The 12505-nt window shown below is 32.5% G+C and carries 8 protein-coding genes; 5 read left to right on the forward strand and 3 right to left on the reverse strand.

The window, feature by feature from the left end:
- Positions 1-80: 80 nt before the first annotated feature.
- The gene (gene mutS / locus RCH19_RS09545) at positions 81-2684 is read right to left on the reverse strand and encodes a DNA mismatch repair protein MutS (protein WP_343023020.1); all 2604 of its coding nucleotides are present in this window, start codon (positions 2682-2684) and stop codon (positions 81-83) included.
- A gap of 164 nt (positions 2685-2848) precedes the next feature.
- On the opposite strand from mutS, the gene RCH19_RS09550 reads away from it, so the two are divergent.
- Positions 2849-3307 carry a DUF1573 domain-containing protein gene (locus RCH19_RS09550; RefSeq protein ID WP_121924013.1) on the forward strand — a complete coding sequence of 153 codons (459 nt, stop codon included), beginning with the start codon at positions 2849-2851 and terminating at the stop codon, positions 3305-3307.
- Positions 3308-3374: 67 nt separating this feature from the next.
- A complete protein-coding gene (locus RCH19_RS09555; protein ID WP_343023021.1) occupies positions 3375-3914 on the forward strand; it encodes an RNA methyltransferase in 540 nt (179 codons plus the stop codon).
- Between the two features lie 183 nt (positions 3915-4097).
- Here RCH19_RS09555 and folK read toward each other — a convergent pair whose 3' ends face one another.
- Positions 4098-5243 carry a 2-amino-4-hydroxy-6-hydroxymethyldihydropteridine diphosphokinase gene (gene folK / locus RCH19_RS09560; protein ID WP_343023022.1) on the reverse strand — a complete coding sequence of 382 codons (1146 nt, stop codon included), beginning with the start codon at positions 5241-5243 and terminating at the stop codon, positions 4098-4100.
- A gap of 136 nt (positions 5244-5379) precedes the next feature.
- Here folK and sppA point away from each other — a divergent pair, with 136 nt between their 5' ends.
- Both sppA and RCH19_RS09570 read left to right on the forward strand, forming a co-directional pair.
- On the forward strand, positions 5380-7140 hold the full coding sequence (gene sppA, locus RCH19_RS09565) for a signal peptide peptidase SppA (protein WP_343023023.1): 1761 nt from the start codon (positions 5380-5382) through the stop codon (positions 7138-7140).
- Positions 7141-7331: 191 nt separating this feature from the next.
- Positions 7332-9941: an AsmA-like C-terminal region-containing protein gene (locus RCH19_RS09570; protein WP_343023024.1), complete on the forward strand. Its 2610-nt coding sequence runs from the start codon at positions 7332-7334 to the stop codon at positions 9939-9941.
- Between the two features lie 56 nt (positions 9942-9997).
- Here RCH19_RS09570 and RCH19_RS09575 read toward each other — a convergent pair whose 3' ends face one another.
- Entirely contained in the window at positions 9998-10792 is a 795-nt protein-coding gene (locus RCH19_RS09575) for a DUF2797 domain-containing protein (RefSeq protein ID WP_343023025.1), read from the reverse strand.
- A 185-nt stretch (positions 10793-10977) separates the two neighbouring features.
- Here RCH19_RS09575 and RCH19_RS09580 point away from each other — a divergent pair, with 185 nt between their 5' ends.
- A complete protein-coding gene (locus tag RCH19_RS09580; RefSeq protein ID WP_343023026.1) occupies positions 10978-12504 on the forward strand; it encodes a GH3 auxin-responsive promoter family protein in 1527 nt (508 codons plus the stop codon).
- The last annotated feature ends 1 nt before the right edge of the window (position 12505 follow it).

Below are 12505 nucleotides of genomic sequence, written 5' to 3' on the forward strand. Positions count from 1 at the left end.
TTACACAAGCCTTTTTTGCAAAAAAATTCAATAAAAAAGTTAACGTTCTGATAACCCATTATTTAAAAACAATAAAATTTTCATCTAACCAGCATTCTTTTAATTTCATTGAGTTTCATCAATGCTTCCATGGGTGTAATCGTATTTATATCGAGATCTAAAATCTCTTCCTTGATTTCTTCCAGCAACGGGTCATCTAGATTAAAGAAACTCATTTGCATTTCGTCCTTTGCGACCTTGATTCCGTTTAACGCATCGCTAGAATGATTTTTCTCTAATTTCTTTAAAAGTTTCTGTGCTTTCAATATTACTATTTGCGGCATTCCCGCCATCTTAGCAACGTGTATCCCAAAACTATGCGCACTTCCTCCTTTTATTAATTTTCGAACAAATAAAACAGTATCTTTTAATTCCTTCACGGCCACGTTATAATTTTGGATTCTAGGCAATGATTCACTCATCTCATTTAATTCGTGATAATGCGTAGCAAATAAGGTTTTAGGCCTTGAAGGATGTTCATGCAAGAACTCTGCAATTGCCCATGCAATCGAAATCCCATCATAAGTGCTCGTTCCTCTACCAATTTCGTCTAGCAGTACTAAACTGCGATCAGAAATGTTGTTCAAAATTGAAGCCGTTTCATTCATTTCGACCATAAAAGTAGATTCGCCCATCGAAATATTATCTGAAGCTCCTACTCTAGTGAAGATTTTATCAACAACGCCCATTCTAACACTCTCTGCAGGAACAAAACTTCCCATTTGAGCTAAGAGCACGATTAATGCTGTTTGACGCAAAATAGCCGACTTACCAGACATGTTGGGACCTGTAATCATAATTAGCTGTTGCGTTTCTCTATCTAAAAAAACATCATTAGCAATATATGGCGTTCCTACAGGCAATTGCTTTTCGATAACAGGATGTCTTCCGTTTTTTATTTCTAATTCGAAAGTTTCGTCTAAATCTGGGCAAACGTATTTATTCTCGATTGCTAACTGAGTGAATGAACATAAGCAGTCTAGCTGTGCAACCAAATTAGCATTCATTTGAACTGGTTTAATGTAAGTAGCAATCCAATTGACTAATTGCTCAAATAACTCTGCTTCTATCTTATGTATTTTCTCTTCAGCTCCTAAAATTTTTGTTTCATATTCCTTTAATTCCTCTGTTATGTAGCGCTCCGCATTAACTAAAGTTTGTTTTCTAATCCATTCTGTGGGAACTTTGTCCTTGTGCATGTTTCGAACTTCGATATAATAACCAAAAACGTTATTGAAGGAAATTTTTAAAGAGGAAATTCCTGTTGCTTGAGATTCTCTTTTTTCAATTCCATCTAAGAACTCTTTTCCCGATGTTGAAATTGCACGTAAATCATCTAATTCAGCATTCACGCCTTTAGCAATTGCATTTCCTTTAGAAACAGCTATAGGAGCATCTTGATTCAAGACTGTTTTAATTTTTTCACGCAACAATTCACAACTATGCAAATTGTCTCCAATTACTTTTACTGCTTCTTGCGGACTTTGTAAAGCCAAGTTTTTTATTGGAATAATCGCATCCAGCGACTCTTTTAAGTAGACCACTTCACGTGGTGAAACTTTTCCCGCTGCGATTTTTGAAATTAATCGTTCTAGATCTGAAATTTGCTTAATTTGATTTTGAATATTTTTCAAAACCGATTGATTCTCTTTTAAATAAGAAACGACCTCGTGTCTACTTTTTATCTTATTACTATCTTTCAATGGTAATGCTAACCATCTTTTTAATAATCTCCCACCCATTGGCGAAAGCGTTTTGTCAATAACATCAAGAAGAGTGACTGCGTTTGGATTGTAACTATGATACAATTCTAAATTTCGAATAGTAAAGCGATCCATCCAAACATAAGCGTCTTCAGCGATTCGCTGAATTGAAGTAATATGTTGGACTTTATTATGCTGCGTTTCTGAGAGGTAATATAAAATTGCTCCAGCAGAAATAATTCCCTCTTTTAATTCTTCGACCCCAAAACCTTTCAATGAAACAGTTTGGAAATGTCTCGTCAACGTTTCAAAAGCATAGTCTTCCTTATAAATCCAATCTTCTAAATAAAAAGTATGATAGTCTTCTCCGAAAGCTTCTTTAAAATCATTTTTACTGTTTTTGGGAATTAAGACTTCACTCGGATTAAAATTCTGCAAAAGCTTATCAATATATTCTGCATTTCCCTGAGCAGTTAAAAACTCTCCTGTTGATACATCTAGAAACGATATTCCAATAGATTTATTAGCAAAAAATATTGCGGCAAGAAAATTATTTGTTTTGGATTGTAAAACCTCATCATTCATCGAAACACCAGGAGTTACTAATTCAGTAACGCCCCGTTTAACGATTGTCTTTGTCATTTTTGGATCTTCTAATTGATCGCAAATAGCAACTCGGAGTCCAGCTTTAACAAGTTTAGGCAAATACGTATTTATGGAATGATGCGGAAAACCAGCAAGCGCAGTTTCACCTTCTGAACCTGCACCTCTTTTAGTCAAAGTAATTCCTAAAATCTTTGATGCTCGAACAGCGTCATCACCAAAAGTTTCATAGAAATCACCCACACGAAACAGTAAGCATGCATCGGGATATTTCCTTTTGATCTCATTATACTGCTTCATTAATGGAGTTTCCTTAACCGGTTTATCTTTAGATGCCAATGTATTTTGTCTTTAAAATGAATGAAAAAAAATCTATCAGCGAATTTATAGATTTATAGCCAATTATCGCGGTTACAGAAAAAATTAACGCTTTTTAAGATTAAATTATGGCATTGGCATGATTTTTTCTTTAAATTTGTCAAACCAATTAAAAAACAAATAAAATGAAAAAGATAATTACATTAGCATTATTATTAGTTGTAGGAGTGACGGCTTCTCACGCGCAAGAAAGCTCAAAAGCTGTTAAGAAAGTAAAAGCTAAAACTACTGTAGTTACAACTACAAAAGTAAACGGTGCAGGAATGGTTTTCGCTAGTGAGACTATTGATTATGGTACTGTTGCTTACAACTCTGATGGTAACCGTGAGTTTGTTTTTACAAACAATGGTAACAAACCATTAATTATTACTAATGCACAAGGTTCATGTGGTTGTACTGTTCCTACTTATCCAAGAGCGCCTATCGCTCCAGGAGCAAAAGGAGTGATTGGAGTAAAATACGATACATCAAGAGCAGGTCAGCCTTTCTCTAAAACTATTACTTTGACAACTAATGCAGTTGTACCTACAAAAGTACTTACGATTAAAGGAAATGTTTTAGCTATCGACGGTTCAAAAAGCTAATTAAAATAAATATTAAAAAAAAGCTTCCATTAATTTAGGAAGCTTTTTTTTTGAATACTCCCCAATTATGAGAAAACTTGAAAATAGCGAACTGGATAGAAAATCAGTTGAAGATTTTAAACAATCTGAAAAAACACCCATTATTTTAGTTTTAGATGATATCCGCAGCTTGCACAATATTGGTTCTGTTTTTAGAACTGCTGATGCATTTTTGATCGAAAAAATATACTTATGTGGCATCACTGCTACGCCTCCAAATAAAGAAATTCATAAAACAGCGCTTGGAGCTACTGAAACTGTAACTTGGGAACATTGCGAAAGCGTTATTGAAGTTATCGAAAGACTTAAAAAAGACAATGTTACTACACTTGCTATCGAACAAGTTGAAAGTGCTGTATTTCTTGATGATTTCAAAGTTGAAAAAGAAAAAAAGTACGCATTAGTTTTTGGAAATGAAGTATACGGAGTTTCGCAAGACGCTGTTGCAATTTGTGACGGTTGTATTGAAATTCCTCAGTTAGGAACTAAACATTCCTTAAATATATCTGTAAGTGCAGGAATTGTAGTTTGGGATTTATTTGTAAAGGTAAAGCAATTGGATAATTAGATTGTTTATTTCTTAATTCATAGAAACGATAACTTTCGAAAACTATTCACTAGAATCGAAAAATCTTTAATCGCTTTCAATAAAATTCAACAAGATTACATAAATTCGAGCTGATTCTCGTTTACACTGCACTTCAATGTTAATTAGAATTAGAAATCGCAAAGCTAAATTCAGGTGTAATTTTTATATTGATACATTATTTATTTTATTCTGAATTTCGCTTAAGATGAAAAGATAATCTTCTTGATTTTTTACAAAATCTCTATCAGAAACATCGATAATCAAAACATTTAAATCGGTTTGTGATTTTATATAATCTAAGTAACCACTATTGATTTTGTCAAGATAATCTGCAGGAATTTCTTGTTCGTAGCTTCTTCCTCTTTTTTTAATATTTTGCAGCAAACGCTCTGAATTTTGATACAAGTAAATATATAAATCGGGTTTTGGCATTTCTTTGTAGATAATATCAAATAGATTTCGATATAATCTATACTCATCATCTGCCAAAGTGATTTTAGCGAATATCAAAGATTTAAAAATATGATAATCGGCTACGATAAAATCTTTAAACAAATCAAACTGCGCTAAATCATCCGACAATTGTTGGTATCGATCGGCTAGAAATGACATTTCGAGAGGAAATGCATAGCGATTTTGGTCTTTATAAAATTTGGGTAGAAAAGGATTATCTGCAAAACGCTCTAAAACAGTTTTAGCATTAAAATCTTCTGCAATTTTAGTGGCTAACGTAGTTTTACCAGCACCAATATTACCTTCAAAAGCGACATAATTAAATTGTTCCAGAGCAAGATTTGCTAGTGGACTACTTAAATTTTGCACCACTTTACAAACACTTTCATCTGGAGAAGCATCTAATAATTCTTTAATCGTTTTTTTAAATACTGGATGTTTCCAATCTAATTTTAAATCTAAAATAGGTAATAATACAAAATTCCTATTCTGCATTAAAGGATGCGGAATTTGGAGTTTATCTGATTCTATTATTTCATCATCAAATGCTATTAAATCAATATCAATAATTCTAGATTGGTATCCTGAAGCCGCACCTCTAATTCTGCCTAATTTTTTTTCCACTTTTAAAGCCTGTGACAAAACTTTTTGCGCACTGCTTGTAGTGTGGATTAGAATAGCACAATTATAAAAAGCATCACTATCAAAACCCCAAGAAGGACTTTCATATAACTGGGATACTTTTATAACAGTTCCTATTTCTTGATGGATTAACGCTATACAGTTCTCAATGATTTCTAGACGATTACCTTGATTACTTCCTAGCGATAAAATTACCTGATGTTGTGATTTCATATTAAACGCAAATTAACTAAAACAATTTTAGAATAGAAGTATCTTTATAAAGAGTGTTAATAACTAATTTTAGATTTTTATCTCTTAAATTTGTAACGAATTGAAAGGGTGGCAGACTTATTAAAAAAATATAAATATGAAATTTTTAGGAAATGTATTGGCTACCATCATTGGTATTTTTGTTTTCTTTATGTTGTTCTTTTTCGGAATACTATTGATTGGAGCTGTTTTTGGCGGTGAATCTGAGACGGTAACTGTAAAAAGCAACTCGGTAATCGAATTAAATTTAAGCAAAATCAAAAATGACTACGCAGGAAAATATAAAGATCCATGGGTAACTATTTTTTCTGACGGCAAAAAGATAGGATTAACTGATATTATTAATTCAATTGAAAATGCAAAAACAGATGACGACATCAAAGGAATATCAATTTTAAATGATAATTCTTCTTTAGGAATGGCTCAAAGCAAAGCTGTAAGAGACGCACTTGAAGATTTTAAGAAGTCGGGCAAATTTGTGATGGCTTATTCTAATTCTTACTCTCAAAAAGAATATTACTTAAACTCAGTTGCGAATACAATTTATATCAATCCTGTAGGTGATATGGATTTCAAAGGGCTTTCAGCTGAAATCATGTTCTTCAAGGATTTCCAAGAAAAATCAGGATTAAAAATGGAAGTTATTCGTCATGGTAAATATAAAAGTGCGGTTGAACCATTTCTTGAAAATGAGATGAGCGAAGCCAATAGAGAACAAACGACTGCGCTATTAACTTCAGTTTGGAACTCCATTGTGAAAGATATTTCTAAAAGTAGAAATGTGTCGATTGAGCAATTGAATGTAATTGCAAATGGATTATTAGCACGAACGCCAGAAATGGCAAAAACAGCTAAGTTGGTAGATATTGTAGCTTATGAAGATGTGTATCACAATGCGATTAGAAAAGCACTAAAAGTCGCTACTGACGAAGATTACAACAAAGTCTCTGTAACTGATTATGCTCAAAAAGTGCTTACTACTTCGCAATCTTCGGGAAGTAAAGATGAAATTGCAATTATTTATGCTCAAGGAGAAATTATGAGCGGTGAAGGAGATGTTACTGTGATTGGTGAAGGATCAATGCGTCGCTCTTTGCAAAAAGCTAGAAAAAACAAAAACGTAAAAGCGATTGTACTTCGTATCGACAGTCCTGGAGGAAGCGCATTAACATCTGATTTGATTTGGAGAGAAATTGAGCTGACTAAAAAAGTAAAACCAATAGTTGTATCAATGGGTAATTATGCCGCATCAGGTGGCTATTATATTGCTTGTAATGCCAATACTATTTTTGCTGAAGCAAATACAATTACAGGTTCGATAGGAGTTTTTGGAGTTTTGCCTAACTTCACTCCACTAGCAACTAGAATAGGAATTCACACTGAACAAGTAAAAACGCATGAGAATGCAGCAAACTACAGTCCATTTATACCTATTGACGAAAAATTCAAAGCAGTAACATTAGAAGGTGTCGAGCACATTTACAAAACATTTGTTACTCACGTTGCTGAAGGAAGAAAAATGACATTTGAGCAAGTAGATGCCATCGCACAAGGAAGAGTGTGGACTGGATCTGAAGCTTTAAAAATAGGACTAGTTGATAAAATTGGCGGACTTAATGATGCTATTGCTCAAGCAGCTTCATTAGCAAAAATTAAAAAGTTTAGCACTCAAAACTATCCAGAGTACGAAAAGAATTTTGATGATTTATTCGCAAACTTACCTTTTGCAAAATCTAAAGAATCATTTATAAAAGAGGAGATTGGCGAGGAGAATTATCGTATTATGCAAGAAATTAAAAAATTGCAAACACGGACAGGAATTCAAGCAGTAATGCCTTTTGAGTTAAAGATAAACTAGTTAACGATAAAATTATAAAGTCCGTTTAAATCTAAATTTAAACGGACTTTTATTTTAAATAATAACGAGTAGAAAAAAAGCTACAAGGCTAAATGTTAAAAGTGATGAAAATCGCTAAACTATAATGCTTATTTTTGCATTGAAGTAGCCATCATTTTTGCTGAATCTTAAAATCTAAAGAAAACCAAATCATGCTAAAAACAATTTTAAAAGTTATTGGAGCCCTAATAATCCTGTTCTTAATTGCTTTATTTACAATCCCATATTTTTTTGAGGATCAAATAAAAGCAAAAATTGCTGATGCTATAAATGAAAAAGTAGATGCGAAGGTTAGTTTTTCTGATGTGGATTTAAGTTTAATAAAAAGCTTCCCAAGCGCAAATGTTACGCTCGATTCCTTGGTCATCATTAATAAACCTCCTTTTGAAGGTGACACTTTAGTTTCATTAGGCGAGGTTAATTTACAAATGTCAATTAAAGAATTATTCAAAGATAAAAATGAAGCAATTGCAATAGATGGAATTAGTACTAAAAATGGATTAATCAATATCATCTTTAATAAAGATGGTATTGGTAATTATGATATTGCTTTAAAAAATAAAGAAAACAAAGCCGACACTAAAAGCGAGCCTTTAGTGTTGAAAATAAAAAATTATAAAATTGAGAATTTTCAGTTCCGTTATTTTGATGAAGGATCTAAAATAAAAATGAAAATCGATAGTTTAAACCACGAAGGAATAGGAGATTTTGCCGCTCAAAAACTAGATTTAGTAACAAAATCTACAGCAAAAATTTCCTTAGATCTCGATAAAGTAAATTATATGAATAATGTAGCTTTAACTTTAGATGCTATTTTAGGAATTGATTTACAAAACAGCAAATATTCTTTCAAAGAAAACAAAGCGCTTATCAATCAATTGCCATTAGCATTCGATGGATTTATTCAGTTAGTAGAAAACGGACAGGAATATGATTTAAAATTTAAGACACCAACTTCCTCTTTCAAAAATTTCTTAGGGGTAATTCCTGCAGCTTATTCTGCTAGTTTAGATAATGTTAAGACTACAGGAGATTTTACAGTTGTTGGTTTTGCAAAAGGTCTTTATTCAGCTACAACCGTTCCTAAATTCAATGTCGAAATTGCTTCTAAAAATGCTTCATTTAAATATCCTGATTTACCAAAAACAGTTCAAAACATTGTTATAGACACTAAAATAATAAATGAAACTGGAATATTAAACGATACTTATGTCAACTTAGATAAGCTTTCTTTCCAGATTGACCAAGATGTATTTAATGCCAAAGCAAAAATTAGTAACATTACACAAAATGCAATTATTGATGCTGCATTAAAAGGCACAATTAACCTGGCAAACGTAACAAAAGCTTATCCTGTAAAATTAGACAAACCGTTATCAGGAATTTTAAAAGCCGATGTTACAACAAAGTTTGATATGGAATCTGTGGAGAAAAGTCAGTATCAAAACATAAACAATGCTGGAACGATGAGTCTTTCAGGATTTAACTATGCTGATGAAAATGGAAAAACCATGAATATCAGTACGGCGTTAGTACAATTTAATCCGAGTCAAGTTAACTTAAAACAGTTTAGCGCAACAACTGGTAAAAGTGATATAAATGTGACTGGAATTTTAGAAAATTTCTATGGTTTTATTTTTAGAAACCAAGAGTTGAAAGGAAACTTCTTTATGAATTCTAAGCAACTAGCAGTAGACGATTTTATGACCAAAGGTGATGAAACCAAAGCAGAAGGCAAGAAAGCTGAAGCTATGAAAATTCCATCTTTTTTAAATTGTACCCTTACCGCAAATGCTAATACTGTTTTGTATGACAATTTAACCCTGAGAGATGTATCTGGAAAATTGATTGTCAAAGATGAGAAAGTAACCTTGGAAAACGTAAAAACATCTATCTTCGGTGGAACCATTGGAGTTAATGGAGCTGTTTCTACTAAAGGTAAAGTTCCGGTCTTTGAAATGAATTTAAATTTAAATCAAATAGACATTGCGCAATCTTTCACGCAGCTTGATATGTTGAAAAAAATTGCGCCAATAGCGGGAATCGTTAATGGAAAATTAAATTCGACAATCAAATTAAACGGAAATCTTAATGCGACGGAATTCACTCCTGATTTAAAAACTATCACAGGTGATTTATTAGGGCAATTACTTTCAACAACCGTGAATTCTGCTAATTCTACATTGCTAACATCACTAGCATCTAACATTAAATTTATCGATGTAAGTAAAATCAATTTGAATGACTTAAAAGCGGCAATTACCTTCAAAGATGGAAAAGTAAACGTGAAGCCTTTTGATGTAAAATATCAAGATATAAAAGCAACTATTGGCGGAACGCATGGTTTTGATCAATCCATGAACTATAATATAAAATTTGATGTTCCTGCAAAATATTTAGGATCAGAAGCAAATGCCTTGATTGCTAAATTATCTGCTGCTGAAGCTGCGAAAGTAGAAAGTATTCCAATTACTGCCACTTTAATAGGAAACTTTACAAACCCAAAAATTTCAACTGATATTAGTAGCGCAGTAACAAAACTTACTACACAACTAGTGAATCAGCAAAAAGATAGATTAGTAAAGCAAGGAACTTCAGCACTGAATGATTTTATAAATAAAAACAAAAAACCTGCTGATACAACTACGGCCAATACTACTGCAACACCAACTGCAAAAGACGATGTGAAAACTAAAGCCGCTGAATTATTAAATGGTTTATTCAATAAAAAGAAAAAAGTAGAAGAGCCTAAAGCAAATTAAAACTTCGTCATCAAAAAAAAAATGCCTAAAAAGTGAATTACTTTTTAGGCATTTTTTTATACGTTTATGTTGACAATATATCCTTCTGAACTTCGAACATTAAAAACTGTACCATCATCAAAAATTAAATACTGTCCTTTTATACCTCTTAACTTTCCTTGAAATTGTGGTGTCTTATCTAAACTTAAGCTAGCCACTTTCTTTGGATATTCTATAACGGGATAATGCATTTCATAAAGATCGTTTTTTTGAGAATAGAAATATTCCTGAACTTCTTTTGGAATTAAATTTTCCAGTTTTAATCTCTCAGCAATTAAATCTACATGTTCAACAGTATTCGTTAGCATTTTTCTCCAATTGGTTTTATCCGCATAATGATTCTTCAATGCTACCTCAGTAATCCCAGCTAAATAACGATTAGGAACTTCGACAATAGAAATCGCTTCATTAGCACCTTGGTCAATCCATCGCGTTGGCATTTGAGTTTTTCTTGTAACACCGACTTTTACTTCACTTGATAAAGCTAGATAAACTATATGCGGTTGCAATTGCACTTTTTCCTCGTAAGCCAAATCTCTATCTTCAATTCCCAGATGCGCAGTGCTTAATTCAGGCTTCATTATCCAGTCGCCCACTGAAGCACTTGAATAGAAGCAATCATAACAAAAACCTTGTCGAAATATTTTTTTCTTTTTTCCACAATTCAAGCATTGGTAACCAACAAAATTAATCTCTAGATCCTTATCTAATAATTGATTGACGTTCAAGAAACTATTTTCAAAAACTAGATAATATTGAATTGGATTGCCAAATTCAGTCTGCATTTTAGTTAGAACACCTTCGTAAGTCATTGTAATTTTAGATATTAGATTGAGCACAACTCTTGATAGATTTCTCTTGAGTCGGAATCTTTACATTATTAAAGAATTGTTTTTTATAAAAAAACACTATTTTTGATTACTTGACAAAGTTAGTATTTGTCAATCGATATTCAAATCTGAAATCAACAATCGTTAATCTAAAATCAGAAATCTAAATGCCACTAACCATAATCAATTCGTTTGCTTCTTGGGTTCTAAAACAAAGAATACATCAAATCGAATTATTCTTGAAATATCCAAACGAAGTTCAAGAGGAATTGCTTATGAATTTAATTCAGTCATCTAAGAACACTGTTTTAGGAAAAAAATACGATTACAATTCTATAAATTCCTACGCCACTTTTTCAGAAAGAATTCCGATTTCAACTTATGAAGAACTTCAACCTTTGATCGAAAGAACACGTCAAGGAGAGCAAAATGTTTTTTGGGAAGAACCAATAAAATGGTTTGCAAAATCTAGTGGAACGACAAATGCAAAAAGCAAATTCATTCCAGTAAGTAACGAAGCGCTTGAAGATTGCCATTATAAAGGAAGTAAGGATTTACTATGTCTTTATTTAAATAACAACGAGAATTCCCATCTATTCTTAGGTAAGAGTCTGCGACTTGGCGGAAGCTCACAGATCTATGAAGACAACGATACTTTTTTTGGAGACCTTTCCGCTATTTTAATTGAAAACATGCCTATCTGGGCCGAGTTTAGCAGCACCCCAAGTAATAAAATTTCGTTGATGAGCGAATGGGAATCTAAAATCGCTGCCATCATAAATGAAACTAAAAATGAAAATGTAACTAGTTTTGCCGGTGTTCCTTCATGGATGCTAGTTCTAATGAATAAAATGCTAGAGGAAACTGGTAAAGGGAATCTACTTGAAATTTGGCCAAATCTAGAAGTGTATTTTCATGGTGGTGTAAACTTTGAACCGTACCGCGAACAATATCAAAAAATACTACCTAAAAAAGATTTTAAATATTACGAAATATACAACGCCTCCGAAGGTTTTTTTGCAATTCAAGATTTAAACAATTCTAGTGACTTATTGTTAATGTTGGATTACGGAATATTCTATGAATTTATTCCAATGGATACTTTTAGTACACCCAATCAAAAAGCAATTCGGTTAGCTGATGTAGAATTATTTAGAAATTATGCTTTAGTGATAACGACCAACTCTGGATTATGGCGTTATTTAATAGGCGATACCGTTCGTTTCACTTCCTTAAATCCTTACAGAATTAGAGTTACGGGAAGAACCAAACATCATATCAATGTTTTTGGTGAGGAATTGATGGTAGAAAATACGGATCAGGCTATTGCCAAAGCGTGTCGATTAACAAACACTCAAGTCGTTGACTATACTGTTGCTCCCGTATTCATGGAAGGCAAAGAAAAAGGTTCTCATGAATGGATGATAGAATTTAAAGAAAGTCCAGCTGATATTTCTAGCTTTCAAAAGATATTAGACGAATCTATACAATCTTTGAATTCTGATTATGAAGCCAAACGACATAATAACATGACGTTAAACCCGTTAATAATTAATGTAGCAAGAAAAAATCTATTTTATGATTGGTTAAAGGACCATAATAAATTGGGAGGCCAACATAAAATCCCTAGATTGTCTAATCATAGAGATTATTTGGAACAGTTAAAGGAAATGCAACAAAGTATAATTGTATAAT

This window comes from Flavobacterium sp. PL12 (assembly GCF_039123485.1).
In the GTDB taxonomy this organism is placed as follows: Bacteria; Bacteroidota; Bacteroidia; order Flavobacteriales; family Flavobacteriaceae; genus Flavobacterium; species Flavobacterium weaverense.

Excerpts from the sequence above, each read along its gene's own strand:
- RCH19_RS09550 (WP_121924013.1), top strand. The coding sequence starts at position 2,849 with ATGAAAAAGATAATTACATTAGCATTATTATTAGTTGTAGGAGTGACG.
- RCH19_RS09555 (WP_343023021.1), top strand. The coding sequence starts at position 3,375 with ATGAGAAAACTTGAAAATAGCGAACTGGATAGAAAATCAGTTGAAGAT.
- folK (WP_343023022.1), bottom strand. The coding sequence starts at position 5,243 with ATGAAATCACAACATCAGGTAATTTTATCGCTAGGAAGTAATCAAGGT.
- sppA (WP_343023023.1), top strand. The coding sequence starts at position 5,380 with ATGAAATTTTTAGGAAATGTATTGGCTACCATCATTGGTATTTTTGTT.
- RCH19_RS09570 (WP_343023024.1), top strand. The coding sequence starts at position 7,332 with ATGCTAAAAACAATTTTAAAAGTTATTGGAGCCCTAATAATCCTGTTC.
- RCH19_RS09575 (WP_343023025.1), bottom strand. The coding sequence starts at position 10,792 with ATGACTTACGAAGGTGTTCTAACTAAAATGCAGACTGAATTTGGCAAT.
- RCH19_RS09580 (WP_343023026.1), top strand. The coding sequence starts at position 10,978 with ATGCCACTAACCATAATCAATTCGTTTGCTTCTTGGGTTCTAAAACAA.